30 protein-coding genes, 1 riboswitch and 1 other annotated feature are annotated in these 26,106 nt (G+C 44.4%); all 30 genes read right to left on the bottom strand.

What is annotated here, in order from left to right; translation table 11 throughout:
- Window positions 1-67: 67 nt before the first annotated feature.
- Window positions 68-808 (bottom strand): NAD(+) synthase, encoded by a 741-nt coding sequence (nadE, locus tag BEP19_RS07040; RefSeq protein ID WP_120189956.1) that lies wholly within the window; start codon window positions 806-808, stop codon window positions 68-70.
- A gap of 105 nt (window positions 809-913) precedes the next feature.
- Window positions 914-1,933 carry a phosphotransferase gene (locus BEP19_RS07035; protein WP_120189145.1) on the bottom strand — a complete coding sequence of 340 codons (1,020 nt, stop codon included), beginning with the start codon at window positions 1,931-1,933 and terminating at the stop codon, window positions 914-916.
- 70 nt (window positions 1,934-2,003) lie between these two features.
- Window positions 2,004-2,912 carry a LysM peptidoglycan-binding domain-containing protein gene (locus tag BEP19_RS07030; protein ID WP_120189144.1) on the bottom strand — a complete coding sequence of 303 codons (909 nt, stop codon included), beginning with the start codon at window positions 2,910-2,912 and terminating at the stop codon, window positions 2,004-2,006.
- A gap of 186 nt (window positions 2,913-3,098) precedes the next feature.
- Entirely contained in the window at window positions 3,099-3,989 is an 891-nt protein-coding gene (gene ilvE / locus BEP19_RS07025) for a branched-chain-amino-acid transaminase (RefSeq protein WP_120189143.1), read from the bottom strand.
- Window positions 3,990-4,132: 143 nt separating this feature from the next.
- The gene (gene pheA / locus BEP19_RS07020; RefSeq protein WP_120189142.1) at window positions 4,133-4,993 is read right to left on the bottom strand and encodes a prephenate dehydratase; all 861 of its coding nucleotides are present in this window, start codon (window positions 4,991-4,993) and stop codon (window positions 4,133-4,135) included.
- A gap of 31 nt (window positions 4,994-5,024) precedes the next feature.
- A complete protein-coding gene (gene thrB, locus BEP19_RS07015; protein WP_120189141.1) occupies window positions 5,025-5,951 on the bottom strand; it encodes a homoserine kinase in 927 nt (308 codons plus the stop codon).
- 49 nt (window positions 5,952-6,000) lie between these two features.
- A complete protein-coding gene (locus tag BEP19_RS07010) occupies window positions 6,001-7,305 on the bottom strand; it encodes a homoserine dehydrogenase (RefSeq protein ID WP_120189140.1) in 1,305 nt (434 codons plus the stop codon).
- Between the two features lie 33 nt (window positions 7,306-7,338).
- Window positions 7,339-7,782 (bottom strand): ACT domain-containing protein, encoded by a 444-nt coding sequence (locus BEP19_RS07005; protein ID WP_120189139.1) that lies wholly within the window; start codon window positions 7,780-7,782, stop codon window positions 7,339-7,341.
- A gap of 120 nt (window positions 7,783-7,902) precedes the next feature.
- The gene (obgE, locus tag BEP19_RS07000; protein WP_120189138.1) at window positions 7,903-9,189 is read right to left on the bottom strand and encodes a GTPase ObgE; all 1,287 of its coding nucleotides are present in this window, start codon (window positions 9,187-9,189) and stop codon (window positions 7,903-7,905) included.
- Window positions 9,190-9,807, bottom strand: a complete 618-nt coding sequence (locus tag BEP19_RS06995; RefSeq protein ID WP_120189137.1) for a Spo0B domain-containing protein — start codon at window positions 9,805-9,807, stop codon at window positions 9,190-9,192. It lies immediately after the preceding gene.
- A gap of 161 nt (window positions 9,808-9,968) precedes the next feature.
- Window positions 9,969-10,259: a 50S ribosomal protein L27 gene (gene rpmA / locus BEP19_RS06990; protein WP_120189136.1), complete on the bottom strand. Its 291-nt coding sequence runs from the start codon at window positions 10,257-10,259 to the stop codon at window positions 9,969-9,971.
- Window positions 10,253-10,609 carry a ribosomal-processing cysteine protease Prp gene (locus tag BEP19_RS06985; protein WP_120189135.1) on the bottom strand — a complete coding sequence of 119 codons (357 nt, stop codon included), beginning with the start codon at window positions 10,607-10,609 and terminating at the stop codon, window positions 10,253-10,255. The genes rpmA and BEP19_RS06985 overlap by 7 nt, the downstream gene beginning before the upstream one ends.
- A 5-nt stretch (window positions 10,610-10,614) precedes the next feature.
- Window positions 10,615-10,926, bottom strand: a complete 312-nt coding sequence (gene rplU, locus BEP19_RS06980; protein WP_120189134.1) for a 50S ribosomal protein L21 — start codon at window positions 10,924-10,926, stop codon at window positions 10,615-10,617.
- A gap of 17 nt (window positions 10,927-10,943) precedes the next feature.
- Window positions 10,944-11,022: a sequence feature (ribosomal protein L21 leader region), on the bottom strand.
- A 90-nt stretch (window positions 11,023-11,112) separates the two neighbouring features.
- Window positions 11,113-12,606 (bottom strand): Rne/Rng family ribonuclease, encoded by a 1,494-nt coding sequence (locus BEP19_RS06975; protein ID WP_120189133.1) that lies wholly within the window; start codon window positions 12,604-12,606, stop codon window positions 11,113-11,115.
- A gap of 37 nt (window positions 12,607-12,643) precedes the next feature.
- Window positions 12,644-13,507 (bottom strand): M50 family metallopeptidase, encoded by an 864-nt coding sequence (locus tag BEP19_RS06970; RefSeq protein ID WP_120189132.1) that lies wholly within the window; start codon window positions 13,505-13,507, stop codon window positions 12,644-12,646.
- Window positions 13,500-14,309: a M23 family metallopeptidase gene (locus BEP19_RS06965; RefSeq protein ID WP_120189131.1), complete on the bottom strand. Its 810-nt coding sequence runs from the start codon at window positions 14,307-14,309 to the stop codon at window positions 13,500-13,502. Before BEP19_RS06965 ends, BEP19_RS06970 begins: the two co-directional genes overlap by 8 nt.
- Window positions 14,310-14,451: 142 nt before the next feature.
- Window positions 14,452-15,252, bottom strand: coding sequence for a septum site-determining protein MinD (minD, locus tag BEP19_RS06960; protein WP_120189130.1), 801 nt, complete (start codon window positions 15,250-15,252; stop codon window positions 14,452-14,454).
- On the bottom strand, window positions 15,253-15,948 hold the full coding sequence (gene minC / locus BEP19_RS06955) for a septum site-determining protein MinC (RefSeq protein ID WP_120189129.1): 696 nt from the start codon (window positions 15,946-15,948) through the stop codon (window positions 15,253-15,255).
- Between the two features lie 70 nt (window positions 15,949-16,018).
- Entirely contained in the window at window positions 16,019-16,537 is a 519-nt protein-coding gene (gene mreD / locus BEP19_RS06950; RefSeq protein ID WP_170145295.1) for a rod shape-determining protein MreD, read from the bottom strand.
- Window positions 16,534-17,448, bottom strand: a complete 915-nt coding sequence (gene mreC, locus BEP19_RS06945) for a rod shape-determining protein MreC (RefSeq protein ID WP_120189127.1) — start codon at window positions 17,446-17,448, stop codon at window positions 16,534-16,536. Before mreC ends, mreD begins: the two co-directional genes overlap by 4 nt.
- An 18-nt stretch (window positions 17,449-17,466) precedes the next feature.
- A complete protein-coding gene (locus BEP19_RS06940) occupies window positions 17,467-18,507 on the bottom strand; it encodes a rod shape-determining protein (protein ID WP_120189126.1) in 1,041 nt (346 codons plus the stop codon).
- A 79-nt stretch (window positions 18,508-18,586) separates the two neighbouring features.
- Entirely contained in the window at window positions 18,587-19,270 is a 684-nt protein-coding gene (radC, locus tag BEP19_RS06935; protein WP_120189125.1) for a RadC family protein, read from the bottom strand.
- A 23-nt stretch (window positions 19,271-19,293) separates the two neighbouring features.
- Window positions 19,294-19,941 (bottom strand): Maf family protein, encoded by a 648-nt coding sequence (locus BEP19_RS06930; protein ID WP_245983412.1) that lies wholly within the window; start codon window positions 19,939-19,941, stop codon window positions 19,294-19,296.
- A 199-nt stretch (window positions 19,942-20,140) separates the two neighbouring features.
- Complete coding sequence (locus tag BEP19_RS06925) at window positions 20,141-21,388, bottom strand: hypothetical protein (protein WP_120189123.1); 1,248 nt, start codon at window positions 21,386-21,388, stop codon at window positions 20,141-20,143.
- Window positions 21,389-21,478: 90 nt separating this feature from the next.
- Entirely contained in the window at window positions 21,479-22,540 is a 1,062-nt protein-coding gene (locus BEP19_RS06920; RefSeq protein ID WP_120189122.1) for a hypothetical protein, read from the bottom strand.
- Window positions 22,533-23,111 (bottom strand): hypothetical protein, encoded by a 579-nt coding sequence (locus BEP19_RS06915; protein ID WP_120189121.1) that lies wholly within the window; start codon window positions 23,109-23,111, stop codon window positions 22,533-22,535. The genes BEP19_RS06920 and BEP19_RS06915 overlap by 8 nt, the downstream gene beginning before the upstream one ends.
- A gap of 1 nt (window position 23,112) precedes the next feature.
- Entirely contained in the window at window positions 23,113-24,141 is a 1,029-nt protein-coding gene (gene pilM / locus BEP19_RS06910) for a type IV pilus biogenesis protein PilM (protein ID WP_120189120.1), read from the bottom strand.
- A gap of 16 nt (window positions 24,142-24,157) precedes the next feature.
- Window positions 24,158-24,919 (bottom strand): prepilin peptidase, encoded by a 762-nt coding sequence (locus BEP19_RS06905; protein ID WP_120189119.1) that lies wholly within the window; start codon window positions 24,917-24,919, stop codon window positions 24,158-24,160.
- Between the two features lie 92 nt (window positions 24,920-25,011).
- A complete protein-coding gene (locus tag BEP19_RS06900; protein WP_245983411.1) occupies window positions 25,012-25,434 on the bottom strand; it encodes a type II secretion system protein in 423 nt (140 codons plus the stop codon).
- Window positions 25,435-25,526: 92 nt separating this feature from the next.
- Complete coding sequence (locus BEP19_RS06895) at window positions 25,527-25,913, bottom strand: prepilin-type N-terminal cleavage/methylation domain-containing protein (protein ID WP_120189118.1); 387 nt, start codon at window positions 25,911-25,913, stop codon at window positions 25,527-25,529.
- A gap of 57 nt (window positions 25,914-25,970) precedes the next feature.
- Window positions 25,971-26,053, bottom strand: a riboswitch (cyclic di-GMP riboswitch).
- Between the last annotated feature and the right edge of the window lie 53 nt (window positions 26,054-26,106).

Here is a 26,106-nt window from a genome sequence, read left to right as displayed (position 1 = left end):
ATTCGAAGAAGGTTTTATACACGTTTATGAAATTTTATAAATCTTAGTCGCCCGACTATTGTACTGGTTAAAATTTAGGAGGTGATGGCGGCGTTTGACGCTTATGTTCCGAAATCCGTCGCAATCGCTCCACAATTTGTAGGTCCTTATCGGGGATTTCTTTCCCGTCTAACCAAGCATCTATCTGCTCATAGGTTGTCCCGAGTTCATCTTCATCGGTTTGATCTTCCCACAAACCGGCGCTCGGTTGTTTATCGATAATCTCTGAAGGAACACCTAACACACGTCCCCATTCATAGACTTCCCTTTTTTTCAAATGGAGCAAGGGCAATAAATCAACCCCGCCGTCGCCATATTTCGTGAAATAACCTGTATAATATTCCGCGGCATTGTCTGTGCCAACGACTAAATAACGATAATGGGCCGCTATCGCGTAAAGCGTTGCCATTCTCATACGGGCTCTTAAGTTCCCGTCATTCACCTTGCTGACTTCCTCGCGATAAGCCTTTTTATATTTTAATTGTTGATCGATCACTTTCAATAATAGGTGATGTGACTGTGTAAGGTCGACTTGAGTATAGTCTAGCCCGAAAGCTTGTACGACTCGCAACGCGTCTTCCCCATCCTTCGGATTTGAATCACATGGCATGATCACTCCTAATGATTGATCAGGAAAGGCTCTTTTGATTAACCCCGCAACAACGGCGCTGTCAATCCCTCCGCTTACACCTACAAGTAGACCAGCAGTAGCGCTTTGTTGGACTTGGTCACGCAACCAATTTACGACTAAATTGATTTTATCCTCTATTTTACTCATTATGAATCGACCTCCCAATCTAAGACTTCACCTTAAGACAAGTGGAATGACTGTCGCTGCTAAGTTTAGAGACAACAGCCATTCTCCCTCATTTTATCATACCACAATCGTTGATTCGCTTTGCTGTTCTTCGTATAAAAAGTGTTGACTGCCTCTAAAAAAGTTCATCCGTTGCGACCATTGTTTTATGATCATCGTCAAATACGCATCAATTTTTTTAGAAACAAAGCGACGCTTCCCCTCATAAAGACCGATCACTTCCCGCATGAAATTATCCGGATAGCGCAGCAATAAATAAACGAGCGCATATTGTTGTTCAGTTAAGGGGACGCTCAATTGATATTGTTCCATCATTCTATAAAAACAATCGAACTGCCATTTCTGTTGATCTAGCGTCCGATCAATCATTTGGATTAAATCAATTAGTGGCGTGTCATACATTGCCGTATCGTAATCAATCAAGAATGTCTTATCACCGATCAAAAAATTATGACTTGCCAAATCGCGATGGGCTACCGCTCTCGATGCGAGCGCTGCTTGGTACTCTTCAACAATCGGAGAACGACGAGCCATATCTAACGCTGCTCGAGCTTCAGCCAGGATATAAGGAGAGATTCGAATAATCCGCTTTTCAAGATTTCCGACCGATCGGCTACTCTGCAATTTTTGCGTCACGAGCAAGAACCGTTCCAATCGATTTTCCCATTTCTCAATAATAGGGGCCGCCTTCGTTTCCAAACTTGGTCCCCCCTCAATCCCCTTCGCATGCCGATGATACTCACCTAAACAATGAACGGTCCGCATCACATCATACACATCATCGTATTTGGCGTCACGCCCCATAATTGGCCGAATCGCAACAAAATAGCTCCCATTGAATGGAACGACCGAACGACCCTCTTTTGTATCGTAATAACGTAATGTTTCTGAAAACCCTTTTTGGAGCAGCTGCCGGGAAAGAGAAACAACCCAATCCGCTTTTTCTTTTGAAGAATAGCTCTTCACATAAAGCAGCCCTTTATTTGTGTCCGCTACAATTGCTTTCCTCTTGTCCCGAATCGCGTACACCTGACGCCCCCAGTGACGTTGAATCATTTGAGTCAACTGAACCTGCATCGTCAACAGCTCCTTTTATTTCTATCGATCAAAAAGGCCGCGCGAACGCAGCCCTCTTGATGTAGAACTTTTAGACTGATGATGACTCATCTTCGCGATCGATTGGCTCCAAATCCGGGCTACCCGACGCATAATCTAGATCGGATTGAAACGGAGCTCCCGCTTCTCTCATGTAATGACCTTCATGATAAAGCGTTGGGTAATAGGGACGCGTAAAAAAGTCTGAATCATACGGACCATGCGCCAAAGATTGCGTTTGGGATGGAAATGGAACACCGCCTCCATATGCGTGTGTCTGCCATGGCGTCAAGTATCCCGCGTCCGAACCGAAAGTTGTTCCGGGATAGGTATGTTCATAATAACCGCTCGGCCCGTATGGCATCGGTGGTTGACAACTGTTACATCCGTATTCATACGGCGGATAGAAGGAGTATGGAGCTTGATAGGACGGTTGAAAACCAGAACCGAACGCGTAGGGCGAATAGGGCGCGTCAGCAGGTTGCATCGTTACACCGCTAGTGTAGGGTCCATATCCTTGCCACGCTTGCGGAGGATATAAATAAGGGTCGAACATCGTCGGAACCCCTTGATATGGATAGCCTACAGTTGGGTTAAATTGACGGGTTCCATCATCTGAACTACTAAAATCGAATGATGACTGCGCCTCAGGCATCAACGGTTGCTCCATGACACTCGGAGTTATCGGTCTTACCGAAGATGATTCTAATGGATCCATTGACTCGAATGACTGCTGAACATTGACCAACTCCACATCTTGCTTCGCTTGTTTGGAAACAGGAACCACTTGCTTTGTCTTTAAACGAATTCCTGCTGTGGGCACCTTTACTTTAGCTCCAGCCGTCAATTTCTCTGGATCCTTCAGATGTTGATTGATTTCACGTAAACGCTCTAAGGGAACATTGTATCTCTTTGCTATTTTAGCTAACGTTTCTCCTCTTTTTACAATATGGATTCTCAACGCTAAGACCCTCCTCTAACATAAGTCCATACATCATATGCAAAGGTGGGCCAATTGCTCATTTTGATTCAAAAAGAATAATTTGAAAACGTTGCGACACAAAAAAGGATTGCTCCATTGCGGAACAATCCTTTGCATTCGTCGTCAGGCGGCCAAGCTTCGACCCGCTACAAGCAACGATTAGGTTTACTGTTGAACGACATCGAATACTTGCTTCCCATCTACTTCCACGATGCTCTTAAATTTTTCAAGTAACGTATTAGTAATCGGTCCAGGACGGCCATCCCCAATCTTTCTGCCATCTACTTCGTTAACAGCAATGACCTCCACCGCTGTTCCTGTTAAAAACACTTCATCGGCAATATAAACATCATGTCGCGTAAATGGTTCCTCTTTCACCGTATAACCCGCTTCAATCGCTAGTTTCATGATAGAATTGCGTGTGATCCCTTCTAGGGCGCCGAGGTAACTTGGCGGTGTATAGATAATATTATCTTTAATGACAAAAATGTTATCGCCCGACCCCTCGCACACATAACCTTGCGCGTTCAACATCAGCGCTTCACTAACTCCCGCCAAGTTTGCTTCAATCTTAACAAGAACGTTGTTCAAATAATTCAGCGACTTGATCTTTGGATTCAAAGCGTCGGGTGTATTTCTTCGGGTCGGCACCGTAATAATTCGAATCCCTGTCTCATAATGGTCCTTAGGAAAAATAGCTAATTCCTCAACGATAATAATCACCGTTGCTTTCGGACATTTCCGTGGATCTAACCCTAAATCCCCGACACCCCTAGAAACGACTAATCGGATATAAGCGTCCTTCATCCCGTTGCGGCGCACCGTTTCCAGCATCACTTCTGTTAATTCCGACTTCGTTAAACCGATCTCCAACAAAATTGAGTTAGCTGAATCATAGAGTCGGTCGATATGTTCTTTACATTTAAATACATTCCCATTATAAACGCGGATGCCTTCAAAGATCCCATCTCCATACAATAATCCATGGTCAAATACAGATATTTTAGCATCTTCTTTTTTAACAAATTCTCCATTTAAGTAGATCCATCTGTCCACGCCTGACACCCCACAACCTTATAAAGATTTTGTCAATTATATCTGAAAAAGAAAAGTCTCCTGAACGAGACTTTTTACACGTTTCATCATTATTAATTATTGTCATTATAGTGTTCACGTAATTTGTTTGTCAATCAACAAATTCAGGAGCCGACCGTGACCTGTTTGACGTAGCACGGATAGGAACCTAAGTTCCTTACTTGGCAACCGAGCGCTTCCATTTCCGCAAAGGCCCCTGGCAATAATATATCGTCCATTTTTTGTTCGATATCAATAATAAAATGATAGTTCCCAAGGCCCGTCTTAGTTGGACGAGATTCGATTCTTGATAAGTTAATTTTCCTCCATGCAAAAGCAGCTAATACTTGATGGAGCGCGCCAGGGAAATCGGACGGCAACGTCACAAGCACGGTCGTTTTCTCGCGATCTGTCGCCTTGCCTTCTAGCTTTTCGGAACTCACTAACAAAAAGCGGGTATAGTTATTCGATTGCTCTTGAATCGACTCGCGTAAAAAATGAACCGGATAGATTTGTTGGGAAAGGCGGTTTCCGATCGCAGCCCAACGTTTATCCGGGTTCTCGCTCACGAGCTGAACGGCCTCCGCCGTGCTTTTCGTATACTCGATTTCCACATTTGGCAGATGTTCTTGCAAGAATAGTCTTGATTGAGCAATCGCTTGCGGATGAGACAGGACCTTTTCGATTTGTTCTAGCTCTATTTGCTGCGCGCCCATTAAATGCTGGGAAATCGGATAGGCTAATTCGCCGCGAATCGGCACATCAATTCGATGAACCAACCAGTCCATCGCTAAATTAACCGTTCCTTCTATTGAATTTTCAATCGGAACGACTGCAAATTCAACGTCGCCACGCGCTAACGATTCCAACACATTCGGAATGCTGGAAAAGGGAATGAAGCTGGCCGATCGATCTTCAAAGAAAAAGCGAGCCGCTTCCTCGGAAAACGTCCCGATCGGACCTAAAAAAGCTACTTTTCTGTCCATCTTGCTCATTCTCCAATCTTTTCTTTCCACTCTACTCGGTCTCAAAAGGGGTGTCAACAACTTCAACCCTGGCGCCTAGACGGTCAGGCAATAGACGCAATACTTTCGATTGGATCTCGTGCTTCAGCAATGTTTCTTGCATAAATTTTCCAAGTTCGTCGTCCTCACCATGCAGCAAGGCAATCACGGTCGGACCGGCTCCGCTCAATGCGGCTCCCAAAGCGCCATACTCATACACACCTTGCAATAGTTCTTCCATACCAGGCACAAGACTCATCCGATAAGGTTGGTGCAACTTATCTTGCATTGCCGAAGCTAACACATGATACTGACCACTCGCTAAGCCAGCCGCTAGCAAACTAGCGCGCCCCACCGAAAATACGGTATCTTGTTTGGAATATTGTTGCGGCAACACATTGCGCGCCTTCTCTGTTGAAAGCTGAAAATCAGGAATAACGGCTAAAGCTTTTAATTGAGGATCTGGGCTAATTTTCAAATACGGAACTCGCTCTTCTTCCATGACGGCGACAACAATTCCGCCGAACAAAGCGGCTCCAACATTATCCGGGTGCCCTTCCAGCTCGGCGGCAATTGACAAGATCTCTTCTTTAGAAAGCGGTTCGCCCGCAAGAAAGTTTGCCGCGACTAATCCGCCGACGATCGCGGTGGCGCTGCTGCCCAAACCGCGCGTTAAAGGAATATCGCTTTTCATTTCGATACGCAACGGCGGAAGCTCTCGAGTAATTTTGTTAAAAATGAGTTCTGCCATTTGGTAAACAAGATTCGTTTGGTCTGTCGGCAATTCATGTAATTGATCACCATGCATAATGACCTCAGGACGATCCGAAACAGTCATTCGGATCGTCGTATATAACTGAAATGCCATTCCTATCGTATCAAAGCCCGGTCCTAGATTAGCTGTACTGGCCGGCACTGTAACTTGAACTGTATTTCTCATGACTGTACCTCTTTCATCCCCGCGCCTCTTGTTCGCATTCGACTAGCCATTATTTATCCTCTAGACCCTCTACGCGGTAGTAACTTTTGATTTCTTTAACAGCTTCAATCGTTGTCAGCTCCGTTAAAATTTGATCCATGCCTTTTTTGGATGCCATGTGTGTGATTAAAATAATCTCGGCTTCCGCATGATCGCGGTTTGGTTGCTGAATAATCTGTTCAATGCTAATATCATAACTCGCTAATCTTGTCGTAATTTCCGCCAACACGCCTGGTTGATCGGACACTAACAAGCGCAGGAAAAATTTCGATTCGATCTGCTCGGGCGTCTTTAAGATCGTTTCACGATAAGGGGCGACCACGCTTTTACCGCTGATACCGAGCTTCATGTTTTTAACAACAGTGACTAAGTCAGATGTTACCGCCGTCGCTGTCGGCAATTCACCCGCTCCAGGGCCGTAAAACATCGTTTCGCCTACCGCTGCGCCATACACATAAACAGCATTAAACACTCCGTTAACAGAAGCCAACGGATGTTTGCGATGTATCATCGTTGGCTGCACACTTACTTCAATACAGCCTTCATCTCGCTGCGCGATCCCGAGTAGCTTGATGACGTATCCTAACTTTTTGCCGTAAGCGATGTCTTCAGCCGTTACGTTCGACATGCCGCGCACATCGACATGATTTAAATCAAAATCAACTTTAAATCCTAGGTTGCTTAAGATCGCCATTTTTCGAGCCGCGTCAAATCCTTCGACATCCGCTGTCGGATCCGCTTCCGCGTAGCCTAGCTCTTGCGCTTCTTTTAACACGTCTTCGTATTGAGCGCCTTCCTGGCTCATCTTCGTCAATATGTAATTCGTCGTTCCATTGACGATTCCAATCATTTTATGAATACGATCGGAGGAAAAGCCATCGACTAACGCTCTTAAAATTGGAATTCCACCAGCTACACTCGCCTCATAGTAAACATCGCATCCTTTTTCAGCCGCTTTCGCTAAAATTTCGGTACCATGCAACGCCATCAAATCCTTATTTGCTGTGATGACATGTTTACCGCGATCTAACGCATCCAAAATATATTGTTTCGTCGGTTCAATTCCGCCAATTAATTCAATCACAATGTCGATTTCTGGATCTTCGATAATATCTGCGGCAGATAACGTAAATAAGTCCGCGTCAAGTTCGATGCTTCTCTTTTTCTGTAAATCACTCACAAGCACTTTCGCTATTTTAATTTCTACTGAAGTCTGTTTAAGAAGATCGTCCTGATGCATTTCCAAAATACGCGCAACCCCTGTACCTACTGTACCGAGTCCTAATAATCCAACTTTTACTTGTTTTTTTTCCATGATGCATTCCCCTTTACCTAATTAAAATCCTTGTTAACCTCTTCCAACAATCACTGCTTTCGTCACACCATCTAAATTTCCAAGTTTTTCGATAAATTCGGCTGTCGTAAGATTCATAAAAGCTGTATCGATTGACATAGAAACATGGGCCATCCCTTGGACAGGGATTGTTTGATTGATTGTTAACACATTTCCGCCCTGGCGAGCCACAAAACTTAGAAATTTAGAAAGAACTCCCGATCGATGCTCTAATGTTGCCGCAATCGTAACGATCACTTCCCGCGACATCGCATTGAATAAAAAAACGCCATCTTTGTATTTGTAATAAGCGCTTCTGCTCAAGCCGACTTTCTCTACCGCCTCATTCACGGTCAAGGCTTCCCCAGAATCAAGCAGCTTTTTAGCGTCGACTGTTTTTAAAATCGCTTCTGGCAATATTTCATCACGGACTAAGTAATATTTCTCCTCGCGTTTCATCCTAAGTCCTCCAGCAGAAAACATTTGTTTTCGTATAGTGGACATTATAGTGCATTATATCCTCTTTGACAATAGAAAAAAGTCGATGAGGCTCTTTCCTTCCCTCAATCGACTTTTAGCCTATTCCACAAATTCAAATTCAAATTCTCCAATTCGCACGATATCGCCGTTTTCGGCCCCAAGTTCACGCAATCGTCGGTCAACGCCCATATTGCGCATCGTTCGCGTAAATCGTTGCACAGAGTCATGAGAATTTAAATTAGTCATTTTCATCATGCGCTCGATATGAACCCCTTCGACCACATACAATTCATTTTCCCTGCGGATTTCAAATTTATCAGGTTCTTTTTCCGCCTTATAAACAACTCGTTCCGCGGACTCTTGCTCCAATTCCTCAACGAGTGGGGCGACAGGAATCGTTTCCAGTAAGTCAGCTGCTGCGTATAACAGTTGTTGAATTCCCTGTTGTGTAGCCGCGGAAACAGGATAAATCGGAACTTCTTCTCCAACAAATTTACGGAATGCGATTAAGTTCTCTTCCGCTTCTGGGAGATCCATTTTATTTGCGGCAACAATTTGTTTACGTTCCTCTAGCTTTTGATTATAAAGTGTTAACTCCTGATTGATCTGTTGGTAATCTTCGATTGGATCGCGGCCTTCGCTTCCAGCCATATCGAGCACGTGGATAATGACGCGCGTTCGCTCTACGTGACGCAAAAATTGGTGACCCAACCCAATTCCTTCATGCGCCCCTTCTATCAATCCAGGTAAATCAGCCATTACAAAACTCCGTCCATCCCCTACATCAACAACGCCTAAATTAGGCGTTAACGTTGTAAAATGATAATTGCCGATCTTCGGTCTCGCCGCGGACACAACGGAAAGAAGCGTTGATTTTCCAACACTCGGATAACCAACAAGACCAATATCAGCCAACACTTTAAGGTCGAGACGAATATTTCTTTCTTCACCTGGCTCGCCATTTTCGGAAATTTCGGGCGCCGGGTTGACTGGGTTCGCAAAACGGATATTTCCTCTTCCGCCGCGTCCGCCTTTGGCGACAACGAGACGTTGCCCATGAGAAACCAGATCGCCTATCAAATCCCCTGTATCGTCGTCATAAATGGCTGTGCCGGGCGGAACTCTTACGACCATATCCTCAGCGCCTGCCCCATGTTGACTTTTACTGCGACCGTTTTCCCCTTTGGGCGCTTTGAAATGGCGCTGATACCTGAAATCGACAAGTGTTCGCAACCCTTCATCGACCACAAACACAACATCTGCGCCGCGTCCACCGTCCCCGCCTGCGGGACCTCCTTGCGGCACATGCGCTTCGCGACGGAAAGCAACCATGCCATTCCCGCCGTCCCCGCCTTTGACATAGATTCTTGCTGTATCAACAAACATTTATCCTTTCACCTCTGCTTCTATGGATAGAGGTACATAAAACTCCATAATCGATTCGCGCTTATTATGTAATCCTTCCACAAATAGCCCTTCTTCATCCCCCAATTGTTGCGCCAAAGAGCGCAAACTTTGCAAACAAGCCTGTTCATTCAAGAAACCTTCATATTCTGCTGAGATATACAACTTTTGATCCAACGACTTGATAACGACAACCAAGGTATTCGGTTGTCCCTGATTGAAAAGGCCGTGCTGTTGGTAACTCTCAACGACCCCAATCACAAGCTGTGAGATCTGCTGTTGATTTTCTTCTGGAAGGCGGGCTAAATTTACAATTTCGGGTACCTCTACTTCTAATTTTAATTCGGGATGCAGGGCATTGTATGTTAACAAGTACGCCACCAGCGGGCTGATTCCCAAAGATGAAATTCGACTATCATTGTTGGCGTTTTCTGTCACGCGCATGATATATTCTTCGCACAAATCATACCGCTGCAGCTTTAAATAACCGAGCACTACTTGAAAATGATTCAATAAATCATGCCTTAAAAGACTTAGCGTTGTCAAAAATTTCTGTTGTTCTTCCTGGATTGAATTATCTATAGACCGTTTACTTTCCAAAATTAAAGCTTCCTCCTTACACGGAGATACAAATTACGTATCTCTCTCCAGCTTTTCCAACGTATCTATCTTTTCAAATGTGGAAAGATTGGAAGAACGTGGATGCTTCACTAGTATAACACAAAAAACCCGACATCAGTCGGGTTTCTTTTACTAGATTTTTACGCTTCTTGCGCAACTGTTTCGATCACAACTTGCTTACGGTCGCGACCCAAACGCTTAAAGCGAACAACGCCATCAGAAAGCGCGAATAACGTGTCATCCGCTCCTCTTCCAACGTTAAGTCCAGGATAAATTTTTGTGCCGCGTTGACGCACAAGGATGTTACCAGCCGTTACAAATTGTCCGTCTCCGCGTTTAACGCCAAGACGCTTTGCAATACTGTCACGTCCGTTTCTAGTAGAACCTACTCCTTTTTTAGATGCAAAGAATTGAAGATTCATTTTTAACATGAGGTCCACCTCCTGGTATTATTCTGATCATTAATACTGACAAATTGTCCATATTCAAAAGCTACCGACTGCAGGGAGGCGATCATTCCATCAAGTAATAGCTGAACCCTTTGATGGGTTTCCACATCTTCAAAATGCGGCACCAAACATCTAAGATAGCCATCCTTGCCTTGTTCCACACCAAGCTCAACATCAAGCAAACTGTGAATGGCGTTAATCGCCCCAAATGAAATGCCAGATACAGCAGCGCAGACAATGTCTTGTCCCCGCTCCGCATACCCAGCATGTCCTACAATCGTGAATGATTCAACGTCCCCCGCATCGGTACGCCGCACTTGCGCTTTAATCATTTCATTTAAGCGTTGATCGCTTCGATGACAACCTTAGTGAATGGTTGACGATGACCTTGCTTTTTGTGGTAGTTCTTTCTGCGCTTATATTTATAAACGACAATCTTAGTCCCGCGACCGTGCTTTTCAACCTTAGCTGTTACAGACGCGCCATCTACAGTAGGACTTCCTACTGATACGTTACCGTCCTTGTTAACCATTAACACACGATCAAAAGTTACTGTATCTCCCTCAGTTTGAGGAAGCTTCTCAATATATAGTTCAGCGCCTTGCTCAACTTTATATTGCTTTCCGCCAGTTTCGATAATTGCGTACATTCACTGCACCTCCCTATTCATATACTCAGACTCGCCAAACACAGGCGCGAAATAAATCGACTTATGATTACCTGAGCTGCGCGGTTGTAGCATGTATGACAGAGAGTCAAACATGATATCAACAAAAGAAAGATTATCATACTAACAAGCTCCGTGTCAAGTCCACACATTCCCATCTACTCGATGCTATTCAGCTTGAATCGACGCGGCCCGCTTTTGGGCATCTGAGAAACTTCCCGTAAACAAGATCCGATAATCCTGTTCAGATTGTTGCAGGTTCGTTTTCAAAATTAGTTTTGCCCCCGTTCGCTGCTCCATTTCCTTTACCTTGAAATTTCTATCCTCAAAAAACGCAATTAAGCTTGGGTTCACTTCAATTAAGAGAGCCTCCACACCCATACCCGAGACATACTCTTTAATTTCTCGCTCTAATTTTGCGGCGATCGTCATTTCAGAGCGCGTTTTTCCCGTACCTTCACATGCCGAACACGTTTTCATTACAATTTCATCGACCGTTTGCCTCACTTTTTTCCTCGTCATTTCAAGCAATCCGAGCTGTGTAAACCCATACACATGAATCCGCGTCCGTTCCTGTTTGGCCCGCTCCTTCATCTCTTGTAAAATACGAGAGCGATGTTGTTCGTTGCGCATATCGATAAAATCTACGAGGATAATTCCTCCAATATCTCGAACCCTCAATTGTCGGAAAATTTCATCGATCGCCTCGCGGTTTGTTTGAAAGACGGTCTCCGCTAAATTGACGCGACCTACAAACTTTCCCGTATTGATATCAATCGCTGTGAATGCCTCTGTTTGATCAATCACTAAATAACCGCCGCTTTTTAACCACACTTTTTTGAGCAATACTTTTTCCAATTCATTTTCCACTTCAAAGTGATCAAAAATCGCTGTTGCGCCTTGATATAATTTTAGTTTCTGATTGATTGTTGGAATCACATCGCCTAATTGTTCAAGAAGGTTCCTATATTGTCGCGCGTCATCAATCCAGAACTCTTCAATCTCATCCGTTAGAATATCACGCGCAATCCGTGTCACTAACTCTACATCCCGATGAACAATCTCTGGCGACTTCACCGCCTTCGCCTTTACTTGCGTTCGTTCCCATAATTTTTTTAGAAAAATAAAATCGGCGCGGATCTCCTCTTCACTGGCTTCTTCAGCAACAGTCCGCGCAATAACCCCTTCGGTCCCCTCACAAAGCGCGCTTAATAGCTCTCGCAGACCGTCACGCGCGTGTTCGTTCTTAATTTTTGCGGAGACGCCAATGTATGGATCAGTCGGCATATAAACGAGAAAGCGACCTGGAAAACTAAGCTGGGCCGTCATTTTAGCTCCCTTGCTTCCCAGCGCTTCTTTCGTCACTTGAACGAGTAATTCTTGTCCTTGCCTGACGACTTCTCGAATGCTTGGCGCTTTACCATCTTTTTTTTGTTCCGCGGCGAGACAATCATTCACATGCAGATAGCCATTTTTTTCTTGCCCAATATCAACAAAAGCCGCTTGCATCCCGGGCAACACATCGATTACCCGCGCCTTATAGATCTTTCCAGCAGACCCTTGTCGCGCCGATCGTTCAATGAACAAATCGACCAAATGGTTATTTTCCATCACCGCTACCCGTGTTTCTATGTAGGCGCAATTCGCAATAATCCGTTTCAAAATGCACTCCCTCTTTTACCTTCACTTTACCTTTAGTTTACCCAACTGTAATGATTTCTGAAATAGTTTTATTCGGATTCTTCTCAAAAAAGAACGAGAGGATGCGATCTTCACACAATACCGCAATTCGGTTGGAGCGTAAATCGTTCACATAAAAGCGATGAAAAGCTTCTTTTTTCAATAATTTTACGGCCCCGCTAAGGGAAGTGTCTGGCGTTATCGTCCGCGTGACAATCGGAAGCGTATCCTTTTTTTGCAAATCTCGCTTCATCAATAAAAATCGGATAAATTGATATTGACCTTGTTTCCAAGCCATCCTATTTTCAAAAAGAAGATAGACGCAAATAATAATCAAATTCCACTGAAAGGAAAATAAAAAAGAAACCGCGATTAAGACAACTAAACAGGAGCTAGACCAATAAAGTGAATATTGAGCGGCATAGTAAAAGGAAATAAATTTGCTCAGCATCGCTTGCAACACTTTTCCCCCATCCAACGGCCAGATCGGCAAAAGATTAAACCCAGCGATCAGCGCATTGCCCGTCAGAAAAAATTCACTCCACGCATCTCCCCAAATTCCAAAGCGCCAAAATCCATATCCAATCACGATCATGACGACATTGACAAACGGACCAGCCAAAGCAACAATCACTTCATCCGCTGCTTTCGTTGAACCCCCTTCATCTACTTTTGCCACACCGCCAAACGGAAGCAATTCAATGCTTGTTACACGCCAACCAACGGCTAACGCAGCGAAAACGTGACCGAGTTCATGCATAATCACGATCGCAAATAAGGTGATCAAGGCCATAAATTGCCCCGTCGCAGCGGCAGCGATCGCAATCAACCAAAAGAAAGGGTGAATTTTTAAGCGAATGCCTGCAATCTGAAATCTACTCAAACGTAATCACACTCATTGGATCGATATATTCGTCTTTTGTTTGCATGCTAAAATGCAAGGTAGAACCCGGCTTCATGTCCGCGATTGGTTGGCCCGGTTGTACCCAGTCCTCGGCTGAGACGCGAATTTCATTCAATCCTGTATAGGTCGTCTTTGTTCCGCTTTTATGAAGAATCGTAATTGTATTGATTCCTTCTTCCTCTTGACCCGCAAACAAAACAACCCCTTCGTCAACCGCCTTCACGGTTTCGTCTTCAGCTACGATTTGAATCGCGGTCCGATCGATCGCAAACGTTGACGTCACTTCCCCTTTAAGCGGAGTTAACAGTTCCGCTTGTTTTGCCGTCGGGGTCCAGACGGCTTGTGTTGAAAACGACTGCGGTCGAATCGTAGGGAGTATCGTTGGGTTGATGCCGAATCTATTTTCTACTTCCGCAACAACCCCTTGAAAGTTAAATTCACGAGTCATCACCTCACCAATAAATTGTTTGCCCTGATTTGAAACAGGGGAATCCGTATGGTAGATAATATAGCAAACACTTACAATAAACACGGAAATCATCGTTTTGAGCAGATGGGTAGATTGAGGTTTTTCGGATCCATGTTCATCCTCATCATCCCACGTGTACTCATCACTCCAAAAGTCCCATTCATCATTTGTTGATCGGGTGATGGCGCTTTGTTCAGAGTTTACTGCCGTATTCGGATCAACTTCTCCATAAGCAGAAGTTTCCTGTTTCATTTCTTCACGCAAACGACGCAATCTCGCTTCCCGTCGTCGCCTGATTGATTCCAAGCTCATGTTACCCGCCCTCCCCTAGTCTTGTCCTTGCCTACAATTTATGTACAAGCAAGACAAGTTAGAACAGGGAAAATGAGGATCACGCCCTATGTTACAAACTTTTTCTGAAAAATAAAATAGCGAGACCTATCACTAGATCCCGCTACTTGATTCCAAATAAACTTTTCACTTTTCTAAAAAAACCACCCTGATTCGGCTCCTCTAATCGAAGCAACGCAACCTGATCGCCAAGAATCCTTCTGCCGATATTACGATAAGCTAATCCGGCTCTAGATTCATGGTTCATCACGATCGCTTCCCCTTCTTTAGAAGCTTTAATGACACCAGGGTCATCGGGCACAATGCCTAGGATTTCAATTCCCAATTGCTGAATAACATCATCGACATCCAACATATCGCCTTGTTTCATTGCTCCATAACGAATCCGATTAATGATTAATTTTGGAGGACTTGTCTTCTCCTTTTCCAACAAACCAATCACCCGATCGGCGTCCCGAACCGCTGTTGGTTCAGGCACAGTCACCACAATCGCATGATCCGCTCCGATTACCGCGTTTTTAAATCCCTGCTCAATCCCCGCCGGACAATCAATAATAATATAGTCAAAATCTTGTTTCAATTCCATAATGAGCGCTTCCATTTGTTCAGGTGTAATCGCGTTTTTATCTTTCGTTTGTTTGGCGGGCAATAAAAAAAGATGATCGAATCGTTTGTCTTTGATCAACGCTTGTTGCAGTCTGCACTCGCCCTCAACGGCATCGACTAAATCGTAAATAATTCGGTTCTCTAGGCCCATCATCACATCTAGATTTCGCAGTCCAATATCCCCATCGACTAAGCAGACTCTTTTTCCACTTAACGCTAAAGCTGTTCCAATGTTAACTGAGCTGGTCGTTTTACCGACCCCGCCCTTTCCAGATGAAACTACGATCGCTTCTCCCATTTAAATTCCCCCCATGTTACCTAGAGCCCCTTTATCACGAAAGTAATCAGATCGTAATCGATGCAACTGATTTAATTTATCGATCGACATCTGCCCTTCTTCTAAATAAGCAAATTCCATCTCATAGTTGCCATCCATCCACTCATCAGGAGGTCGACTAATAATGTCAGCGATTCGCAATTGTGTCGGACGCAATTGCGAAGCGGCAATGATTGCTTGCTCATCTCCATTACACCCCGCATGAGCCATTCCACGCAGAGCGCCCATCACAAACAAGCTTCCCGCGCAATAAACGCAACCTCCCGGATTGATATCGCCAAGCAACAGCAAATCCCCCTCGGACCTCAATTCCTGTCCTGAACGAACCGTGCCAATTTCAACCCGCATAATGGACGCCAATTTATCTAGTAAAGCTTGTTCCTTCGTAATTACATCGGATTCAAGTGTCCTCACAACTAAGTTAGGCCTTAAGCCGATGATGTCGCGAAGTTCTTTTTCCTGTTCCACATTTAAATAGCGATTACCGAGCTCAATTGTAATCTCCACAGGGGGGCCCGAAAGGATTTGTTGATGACTATGCTCCACTTTTTCTTTTAATTGAGCATAGAGTTCATCTAACGAACAGACGTCATCCAATTGAAACACGAGTCCGTCTTTCTTCCCCTTGATGGTTACAATATTCTTTATCATTGTCATGCAGCGATCCCCCCACATTCATTTCATTCGCCGCGGGGGATTTATTTTCCTGCTTTAGCCCTCTATATTACTAAATCCTCTCCTCATCCTGCCTGCCATCACTGATTTTTTCTAAAAAACGCGTGATCGGTTGGTACAAAATAAGCGCGACCAACGCATTAAATGCCGCTGTAGGCAAGTGGGTTAACAGATCATAATGTCCGCGCGCTAATCCGAATAAATCGTATAAAAAGAAAGTAATGCTCTCTTGAACATACACGCTCAAAAAAACAGTCAAAATAATTAAAAATATATTAAGCTGAAAATATTGGTAAGCTAGCGCTGAAAGATAGGGAATGAGGGCCAACGAAAAGGCGTAAACCCCAATAACCCCCGTATAGTTGATATCGAACAATAGACCTATCAAGACGCCGAGCAAAAACGCTTTTCTTCTCCCGACAAAAAGCGAAATAAAGACGAGCAACACCAGCGCAAAACGAGGCAGGATATAAAATGAGCCTTCCCAGGCATTCATACTAAATACTTGCACAATCGTTCCTTCCAAAATAAAAGACAAAACCAAGAGGCCGATCAAAATGCCCCACCTCACGATGCGTCTTCTCCCTCGTCAGCGGACGTCGAATTGTCTGGCTGGCGTTCAGGGGTCGGAATTTCGGGTGGCGGAAGAAACGAACGTTCAACGACAAATACCTTTTCTAACTGATTTAAGTTCGCGCTCGGTTTAATAAAGACATCCTTTGTTAAAAACAGGTCATTTGTTTTTACGGAAATCACTTCGCCTAGGATTAATCCGCGCGGGATCGTGCCGCCAAGTCCAGACGTAATAACAAGTTGCTTTGGCGCGACTTTCGCTTGCAACGGTATTTTTCTCATAATTAACAAGTTGTTCTTGGAGTCATACCCTTCTACGACGCCGTACACCGATTCATCCGCTTGCACGACCGCTCCAATGTGGTTTCCATGTTCAATATCAGTGACAAGTTCAACTTGCGCTGAATACTTCGAAACGCTTTGGATCCGCCCAATGTATCCTCCCGGTGTAACGACCGCCATATTGGGTTTAATCCCGTCTTTACTTCCTGTATCTATAATCAACATGTGGTTCCATCGATCAGGGCTTCTCGCCACGACCTCGGCTATTTTCAATTGATAATCAGATAGTTTTGATTCTTTCGCTTCGAGCAACTTCGCATATTGTTTATTTTCTAATTTTACCTCATTTAATTGGGCCGTGAGTTGTGTAAGTTGTTGCAAATTCTGTTTTAATGCTTTATTTTCCTCGTATACGTGGTATATCTCTTGAAAACTCTCAAAAAAGGCCGCCACTGCTGTTGCGGGCTTATAGACTAACCCCTCTACAAAAGCAAAAGAATCTCTGATAACTCGTTCTGGCCAAGTAGGAAAGGGGCGATCCTTCACCGTGATTCCCATCATCGTAACCAAAACAATCAGACTTAATAATAAGGCAAGCAATCGTCGCTTGAAAAAGAAATTCGACACCCGATAACACCCGCTTTTCTATCTTCCCCTTTTAGAACGTGCCGTGATCCCTGATTTAGATTTAAACAGATGAAGATTTTCTAGAGCCCGACCTGTCCCAATTCCAACGCAATCTAACGCGTTTTCGGCAACAAGAACAGGCATGCCTGTCTCCTCACTTAAAAGTTTATCCAAGTTACGAAGCAATGCCCCGCCACCTGTTAGCACAATTCCACGGTCCATAATATCCGCCGCCAATTCAGGCGGGCTTTTCTCTAATGTCACTTTCACAGCGTCAATAATGCTGTTGACCGTTTCTAGCAACGCTTCAGTAATCTCATGAGAAGTAACCTCAATCGTTTTCGGAAGGCCGGAAATAAGATCTCTGCCGCGGATGTCCATCTTTTCATTTTGTTCGGAAGGCATCGCTGAACCAATTTCCATCTTAAGCGTCTCGGACGTTCTTTCCCCGATCATTAAGTTATAACGCTTCTTTATGTATTGAATCACAGCTTCATCCATTTCATCGCCTGCAAGACGAACTGATCGACTGGTCACGATTCCTCCTAAAGAAATAATCGCCACTTCAGTCGTTCCGCCGCCGATGTCGACGATCATACTACCTGTCGGTTCCCAAACCGGCAGATCCGCTCCAATCGCAGCCGCAAACGGTTCCTCAATCGTGTAAGCTTCTCGCGCGCCCGCTTGTTTTGTCGCATCCTCTACCGCTCTTTTTTCAACCGCTGTAATTCCGGAAGGCACACAGACCATCACATTTGGCCTTCTAGAAAGAATCCCTTGATTCTTTTGCGCTTGCCGAATAAAATACCGTATCATTGTTGCTGTCGTTTCAAAATCGGCGATGACCCCGTCCTTCATCGGCCGCACTGCGACGATGTTTCCTGGTGTTCTACCAATCATATTTTTCGCGTCATTTCCAACCGCTTCAATCGAACCTGTATCCGTTCGAATTGCCACGACTGAAGGTTCACGCACCAAAATTCCTTTTCCTTTTACATAAACAAGTGTATTTGCCGTACCGAGGTCAATACCCATATCCCGAGAGAAACCACCAAACATCGCATAAATCTCCTTCCGTCATCTCAACATCTGTAACCGTCTCATCAACATTTTATTATAAATAGTTTTCCGGTCGAATTCAAATACATCCATTTTCTTTTAAACTGTAAAAACGACCATCGCCTATAATCACATGATCAAGCACTGCAATTCCAATAATCTGTCCGGCGTTAATTAAACGTTTCGTCACTTCAATATCTTCCTGACTTGGCGTCGGATCTCCGCTCGGATGGTTATGCAAACAAATAATCGCTGCGCTACTTCTCCGAATCGCTTCTTTAAACACCTCGCGCGGATGCACAACAGATGAATTTAAACTACCAATCGAAACCGTGTGTTGGGCCAACACTTGGTTTTTTGTATTGAGGAACAAACAAACGAATTTTTCCCTTTTCAAATGTCTTAACTCTTCCATCATCAATTTTGCGACATCTTCTGGGGAACGAATCGTCCATCGTTGCTCGGGAGTCGAATTAGCAATTCGCCTGCCCAGCTCAATTCCAGCCAATAGTTGAACAGCTTTAGCGACGCCGATCCCTTTGATTGCAGTAAGCTCTTCAAGAGATACATCAAGAAACTGACGAATTCCTCCCACCTGCCCTAATACACGCTGCGCCAGACTTAACACTGATTCTCCCGCTGTCCCCGTGCGAAGCAAGATCGCAATCAACTCCGCGTTCGATAAGGCGTCTAAACCATACTGAATCATTCTTTCTCTCGGCAATTCACTGGTCGGGACATTCACTAAGCTGTTCGTTTTCATTTTGTATAACCCCTTACATCTATTTATTCCCGATGTTTACGAGTATGTCTCTGATGAACCTGTTTTAAAACATTGACTCCAAACTGCTCCAAGTATTGCGCCAATAAACGAATCGGCATCCCAACGACTGAAAAATAGTCCCCTTCAATTCCATTTACAAAAAGTGAACCGAACCCTTGGATCGCATAAGCGCCCGCCTTATCCCGCGGTTCTCCGGTCAAAATGTAGTCGCGAATCTCTTCTTCTGAAACGGGGCGCATATGCACCTTCGTTTCCACCCAGCCTTGCTGGCATACCCCGTTTTTCGCATTGATCACAGCGAGCCCGCTAAACACAGAATGGGTTTGACCTTGTAGACTCGACAACATTTGAAACGCCTCTTGATCGTCCACTGGCTTTCCTAAAGCTTGTCCTTTGTGAGCAACAACCGTGTCTGATCCAATCACGATTCCCGACTGATAAGAACTTGCCACATCAGCGGCTTTGCGAACAGCCAACATCTCCACAAGATCCGATGGCTCTACCCTACCGACTACCGTTTCATCTGCTCCACTGGGATGGATCGTAAATTCGAGTCCTAAATTTTGTAACATCTCCTGACGCCGCGGGGATGCTGAAGCTAAAATAATTTGCTGTTGCATACGATCACGCGAGCCCCTTTCTATTCCCATTCCTTTGTTCTTCTATCAGTCCATTACCTATTTTTAGCGTGGGTTCAACCTTCTAATTCCTATCATAATTTCAGTGTAGCAAACGAACCTCTTGTCAACAAATTTTGTTTCAAGCTGAAAGGCCTAAATTCTTTAGCTTTCAGCTTGAAAAAGAGCTGACCCTCGTCACGTAGGGTTAGCTCTTTCGTTCATCGCTTCTTTATTGAAACGAAGCAAGCAGCTGTTGTTTACTCATGAAGGCGTCAAGTAAAGCTTGTTCCGCCTGCCAAAGATGACCAACGGCTGGTTGTTTCTCGTATTGCTCGAGGGCTTTAACTCCCTTTGTAAAATCTTCTAATAAGCGGTTGCCGACCGCTTGCTCTGATTCAGGAAGTTTGCTAATCAATTCTCTGCCTGATTGGAGCGCGTTGCGGTGCGTCTCTGTAATCGACTTCATTTGCTCGGCGCTTAGTTGTCCCGCCGAAAGCGCCGCGTTAATCGAGCTGCCGACCGCTCCCACAAAGGCTTGTTCTTGCTCAAACCAACGTGTCCACTCTTCGGGCGAACTTGCTGCCCCCTGTTTCAGGGGGACGGTGAGCGCCTTTGCTTCTCCAGTCATCTCTTTTACAAATACATCCGTATCTTTAAATTGAGCGGCAAGCGCGGCCGCTTGCTCCCGTTGCAAAGCGATCCCGAATAACAAATGGGTCGGTTGATCACCCAAAAACTTGCTTGGCCAACCTTTGCTTTTCATCTCTGCCACGTAGGGAGCCGCGCTTGCTTGATCTTTAAACACACCGCCTTGCACAACATAATACGTTGTCGGCGGCACTTCAATTGAAACTGTTTCGCTCGCTCCGGTCACTGTAATCGACGGTTCTTCGGATGATTTTTCATCTGCTTCCTGCTCATTCGTTTGTTTTTCTTCGTTTGTCGCCGCTTGTTCTTCTCCAGATGAAGGGAGCGCGGCCAAATCGTTCCCATCTTGAATCATTCCTGATTGGAAAAAGGAAAGAACCACATAGCCGAACAACAGACCAACCGCGACCGCTCCTGTTACTGAAGCCATAACGCCTAAGATCCCTTTGGAATCGCGGGGCGTGGACAGGAGTTGTTTGCTTGTCTCACCCGTTGTCGCGACATACTTTGGTCCATACCATAGATCAGGATCCGGTTGCTCCTCATCGGAACGCTCCTTGCCACGCGCCACTTCTTTCATTGACGCTAAGAACCCTTTTTCTTCTTTTGGTTCTGTCTCCTCCAAAACAGGAGCAACCGTTTTTTTATCGATTTTCTTTTTCGGGCGCCGCTCTTTTTTAGCGGGCTTCTTGAAAACGACCTCCTCGGTCTCGGTTGCAGTTTCAATCACCTTTGGCGCCGTTTCTTCCGTCTCTGGTACCTCATCAATTTTCGTAGGTTCGTCAGCTTGTCCTAACTTAATTGTGATTCGAGCTCGATTGTTGTCCATCTATAATCTCTCCTTTTGATAGAGGTTCTTAATCCATATCTATGAAAAGTGAGAGATTAATAGAACAATTGATTTATCCGAACAGCCCATTCAATCTTTTGTAATCGGATCGACTGGAATCTGCTCAGACAGCACTTTTATTGCTTCACGCATCGCCGCCTCTTTTGCCTCTGCCGTTCCTTCTGGATTTGCGCCTTCATATTCATCCTCATCCGTTGTCGTCTGCGGAGTCTCAATCCATGATTTAGGAACAACGATAATCGAGCTCTTCCCACCCGTTTCCAGCTCAAGCGGCGGTAGCTCTGGAATAAATTCAACTGGCTGCTTATAATAGAAGACTTTAAAACTCAATTGAATCACCGGTTTTGAACCAACCGCATCACGGCGCGTATCTAAATACTGATATTCCCATTTTTCAACATGTGTTAAACGATCGTTAGTTCGCAGTAAACCTAGAAAATTCATCAGGCTATGATAGGTTCCTGTCGCCTCTACTTCAAATCTAATCATCCCGAAAGGAATATACTCCTCTAATTCGGGGGCAATCTTCGTTACACCATCTGATTCGTCATCTGTCTTATCATTACCGCCTTCAGCTTGTCCGATAATTCCCTCTAAAAAACGTTCAGGTTCCGTAATGAAGATCCGTTCTCGTTGACGAGGCGGCGCAGCGTCACCTTCTTGCTCTGCTGCTCCCTCTCCATCTTCTTTCATATCTTTCGCCAATTCGCCTAGTTCTTTCAGAAACGTAGTCACAAGATCCTCATGGGTCGGCTTCACTTCATTCACTTCCGCGCTTTCGATGTTAATCCCCGTCACATTTGCGATTTGCTCCAGATCCGCTAAAATGCGGGGCAATTCTCTAGCCGTCGGAACTTTGCGAGCATAACTCAACGCCTCTGCCTCATTGGGCGGGACAGGCATCGTTAGGCGTTCTTTTTCTTGCTCATGTTCGCTTATAAATTGTTTCAACTCATGCGCCTGCGCTTCCATCGCGGCCACTTGTTTAATCTTAAATTCATAAAGCAATAAAAAGGCGCCCAAAATGAAAACGAGTCCAGCAACAAAAATCAATCCCAATGTGAGATAAGAACGCTTCTCAAACGAGCTGCCCTTGAAAGGATTGAGACGGGATAATTCACGTTTAATCATCGCCCCGCGCCCCTTTCGTATACAAAGTGAACTCGACGATTTTCGCTTGCCGCGGGTCCACGTGATAGTCCTCATACACTTCTGATTCTTGAATAATCCGCATATACGAGCTCTCAATCGTGTCTAGGTTTTCAATTTGATCAAGAAAATAGGCGGCATCCGTCAAATTATAAACAGCGGCCGTTCCTAACACGCGATTCCCTTCCCCTTCTAGCTCCAACAAAACCGCATGGTCCGGCAACGCCGTTGAAACCTCCTCTAACACAAATGCCCAACTCGGACCGCGGTTCGCTTCAATTCCTTCTATTAAGGCTTTATATTTACGATACTCCTTCAATTCTTCTTCCCGCTCTAGCACTCCACGGTTATAGGCAATGTCTTGTTCCAATAGACTTTTCTCTTTTTTAAGCGCAATGACCCTTTCCTCAGCGTGGGCCAAAATCTTCTCCTGCTGCAAAATATATTGCGTAATCGAAATAGACATAAGAAGCAAGATAAAACAAATAAGCAACAGCAGCTGTTTAAAGTGTTTAACAACGAATGGTTCTTTCGGAATTAAATTGATTTCCAACTTAGTTCACATCCTTCAGCGCCAGTCCAAATGGAACGACAAAAGAAGGGGATTGCGGGCCAAACTGGTCACGCAACGAAGGGGCGATATATTGCTCCCGAATCCCCTCAACCAGCACTTGCAAGTTCAAACGAATGGACAAATAATCCGCTAGTTCATGCAAGTTCGTAATTTCCCCTACCAAAATAACTTGAGCAATTTGCTGATCACGATTATTTAACGTGTATAAATAAAAGTTGATAATCCGCTCCAACTCTCCACCCATCTCATTGGCAAATGATTGAATCATCGAACGCTGCTCTTGAATCTCTACAAAGTCGCGCGCATCCGTAGTACTATGATCTGAATCATAAAGGAACGCATGCACATCCAACGCAAACGATCTGACCATCTTCAAAACGCGATCATGGACGATGCTCACCTCCGTGCTTTTATCCCCTACATTAATAATCATAAACGTACGGTCCAATGCCCAAGCTTCATTGGCCCGCAACGCTCTAACGACGGACAGTGGGCCCAAGTCCACACTTTTCGGATTCAGATCAAGTTCTCGCAACAGATCGACATAAGAGGTTATGTAGGCTTTTGGGGCGATCACGAGCATCAATTCCAGACGTTCCTCCCCGTCGCCTGTTTCCACATCATTTAAAATTGAAAAGTCAAAAACATATTCATCAAAAGGCGGTTGAATTTGGTTCTCAATTTCTAGCTCAATCGCTTTTCTTAATTCTTTTTTTGGCGCGTTACTTATCTGTAAAGGACGCAGCAATACTTGTTGGCAATCGATCGCCAAATGAATTGACTGGTTTTTCAGTCCTGTCTTCTCTTTCATCAAAAAAAGGATCTCAAAGAAATGGTCCTGATCAACGATCTGTCCCGCCGTGACCACCCCCGCAGGGATCGGCTCACTATAAAACTTCTTAATTTGGACGTCTTCCCCTGTTCGCTCCAGTTCTACCAATTTGATGATCGTATCCTTTATTTCCAAACCTACCGTTCTTTTATTTTTCCAAATTCCCCAGTTTAACATCACGCTAGCTCCCTTTTTAGGAACGAAGGATCCAGTTCAGATAAGCTAAAATGATCTCATTCCCCCAAAAATATGTAACGAAAATACCAGCCGCTAAAAAAGGGCCAAATGGAATCGCTTGTTTTCGTTTAACTACTTTCGCCAGCAACAGGATGACACCGATTAATCCGCCGAACAAGGACGCCAACAAAAAAGAGACAATCACCGGCTGCCAGCCAAGCGCCATCCCAACGACAGCCATTAGTTTGATATCACCGCCGCCCATCCCGCCGCGGCTAACAATCGCAATCAATAACAACAACCCGCCGCCGACCAACATACCGATCAAATACGTAAGCGGCGGTTGCGGATAGTAGAATAGGCGAACCATCATGAAATAAATGAAGAAAAATAAGTTCACTTTATTCGGAATAATTTTATACAATAAATCACTGATTGTAATCGAAGCGAGGAATGCCATTAACGGCAAAGCAATCAGCAACTCCAATCCCCAGCCTACCTTGTAACTAGTATAAACGAGCACGCTAGCGGTGAACATCTCCCCCACAGGGTAAATATAGGAAACCTTCGCCTGACAATAGCGACATCTTCCCTTTAATAGAAAGAAACTAATAACAGGGATCAAGTCTAGTGGACCCAAGCGATGTTCACAATGGACACAATGTGAAGCGGGAAACACGATCGATTCCCCTTTTGGAATACGGATAGCGACAACGTTGAGGAACGATGCGAGGAAAAGGGATAGAAGTGTGATGAAAATGAAGATAAGAGTGTTCATAGAGGCCTCCTTCTAATGGGTGTTAGCTTAATCATGTACGAAAAAAGAAAAGAAGACAAGCCCTATGGGGATTGTCTTCTAAATTATTTAGTTTAATCGATTGGTGTAGACTCACCTATAGTAACAGTTACTTTTCCTTGAACTATCTTTAATCTAAAGAATTTATTTGAATCTTCAGCAGTTGGAATTTGTGCATCATTAGATTTTACATCCAAATAATCCGTTAATTCTATTGATTCTTTGTCAAACTTTACATATCCCAGCCGAGAGGTTTCAGGCTGATTAATCCCCTCTGTCCTCGTGTGACTTGTAAGATCCAGCACCATTCGCTTTGCAGCATCCTCAATAATTGCCTGGGTTTGGGCATCACTATTAACTTTTGCACTATTAAAGTTAGTCATCACACTTGGTGCCGCAATTGCGGCGATGATACCCAAAATGACAACTACAGCGAGTAACTCGATCAAGGTTACCCCTTTTTGATTGTTCCAAAATCTTTTCAACGCCATCCACATAGTCAGTCACCCCCATTTTTCACAAATCAACCGCTATACTCCGTAAACAAAGCCCCTCCTTGAAGGGGGGGTATTTCGAATTATTATTCTTATTATGTCGTAGGCTTTTCATTGGCTGTTTTAAATCCATTAAATACTATTTTACCATTTGCATTAACAGTTATTTTTACTTCTGTAAAATATTGATTATTAGACGACTGCTTCGGCACGTCCTGTAAATAACCACCATCTACTAAATGAACCTTTATTTTAATGGTGCCATCCTCTGGTATCGGATTATCCAAAGCAAACCTTTGCACCGCATCTTTAATTATTGCTTCCGTCTGAGCATCCGAATTCGTTTTGGCACTATCAAAGTTCGTCATAACACTCGGTGCTGCAATTGCCGCAATAATCCCTAAAATCACAACAACCGCGAGTAACTCGATCAAGGTGACCCCTTTTTGATTGTTCCAAAATCTTTTCAACGCTTCCCTCATGTTTCTTTCCCTCCCATTAGTAGGTTTTAAAAACAAAAAAAATCCGCCCTCGCAACATAGAGGCGGGTTCGGTTGCGCTACTCGTTTCCTTCATTCTAAGCGCCCATCTACAGAATGAAAATCATCACGACCCATTTATAATTACCACTCATTTCCTGTGTCTCCATTATATAAAATTAGCCCATTCTCGACA

It is taken from the genome of Ammoniphilus oxalaticus, from assembly GCF_003609605.1.
Classification (GTDB): Bacteria; Bacillota; Bacilli; order Aneurinibacillales; family RAOX-1; genus Ammoniphilus; species Ammoniphilus oxalaticus.
This window is presented reverse-complemented; position numbering and strand designations above follow the sequence as displayed.

Bases quoted from the DNA above. Each gene is read 5' to 3' on its own strand.
- BEP19_RS06985 (WP_120189135.1), bottom strand. From the start codon at position 10,609: ATGATTAAAGCGCAAGTGCGGCGTACCGATGCGGGGGACGTTGAATCA.
- BEP19_RS06965 (WP_120189131.1), bottom strand. From the start codon at position 14,309: ATGAGCTTGGAATCAATCAGGCGACGACGGGAAGCGAGATTGCGTCGT.
- BEP19_RS06900 (WP_245983411.1), bottom strand. From the start codon at position 25,434: ATGTGGATGGCGTTGAAAAGATTTTGGAACAATCAAAAAGGGGTAACC.
- BEP19_RS06920 (WP_120189122.1), bottom strand. From the start codon at position 22,540: ATGATTAAACGTGAATTATCCCGTCTCAATCCTTTCAAGGGCAGCTCG.
- rplU (WP_120189134.1), bottom strand. From the start codon at position 10,926: ATGTACGCAATTATCGAAACTGGCGGAAAGCAATATAAAGTTGAGCAA.
- BEP19_RS06905 (WP_120189119.1), bottom strand. From the start codon at position 24,919: ATGAACACTCTTATCTTCATTTTCATCACACTTCTATCCCTTTTCCTC.
- BEP19_RS06940 (WP_120189126.1), bottom strand. From the start codon at position 18,507: ATGTTTGGTGGTTTCTCTCGGGATATGGGTATTGACCTCGGTACGGCA.
- pilM (WP_120189120.1), bottom strand. From the start codon at position 24,141: ATGTTAAACTGGGGAATTTGGAAAAATAAAAGAACGGTAGGTTTGGAA.
- thrB (WP_120189141.1), bottom strand. From the start codon at position 5,951: ATGAGAAATACAGTTCAAGTTACAGTGCCGGCCAGTACAGCTAATCTA.
- pheA (WP_120189142.1), bottom strand. From the start codon at position 4,993: ATGGACAGAAAAGTAGCTTTTTTAGGTCCGATCGGGACGTTTTCCGAG.
- BEP19_RS06925 (WP_120189123.1), bottom strand. From the start codon at position 21,388: ATGGACAACAATCGAGCTCGAATCACAATTAAGTTAGGACAAGCTGAC.
- BEP19_RS06895 (WP_120189118.1), bottom strand. From the start codon at position 25,913: ATGAGGGAAGCGTTGAAAAGATTTTGGAACAATCAAAAAGGGGTCACC.
- rpmA (WP_120189136.1), bottom strand. From the start codon at position 10,259: ATGTTAAAAATGAATCTTCAATTCTTTGCATCTAAAAAAGGAGTAGGT.
- obgE (WP_120189138.1), bottom strand. From the start codon at position 9,189: ATGTTTGTTGATACAGCAAGAATCTATGTCAAAGGCGGGGACGGCGGG.
- BEP19_RS07010 (WP_120189140.1), bottom strand. From the start codon at position 7,305: ATGGAAAAAAAACAAGTAAAAGTTGGATTATTAGGACTCGGTACAGTA.
- BEP19_RS06930 (WP_245983412.1), bottom strand. From the start codon at position 19,941: ATGGGAATAGAAAGGGGCTCGCGTGATCGTATGCAACAGCAAATTATT.
- radC (WP_120189125.1), bottom strand. From the start codon at position 19,270: ATGAAAACGAACAGCTTAGTGAATGTCCCGACCAGTGAATTGCCGAGA.
- BEP19_RS07035 (WP_120189145.1), bottom strand. From the start codon at position 1,933: ATGCAGGTTCAGTTGACTCAAATGATTCAACGTCACTGGGGGCGTCAG.
- minD (WP_120189130.1), bottom strand. From the start codon at position 15,252: ATGGGAGAAGCGATCGTAGTTTCATCTGGAAAGGGCGGGGTCGGTAAA.
- minC (WP_120189129.1), bottom strand. From the start codon at position 15,948: ATGACAATGATAAAGAATATTGTAACCATCAAGGGGAAGAAAGACGGA.
- BEP19_RS07005 (WP_120189139.1), bottom strand. From the start codon at position 7,782: ATGAAACGCGAGGAGAAATATTACTTAGTCCGTGATGAAATATTGCCA.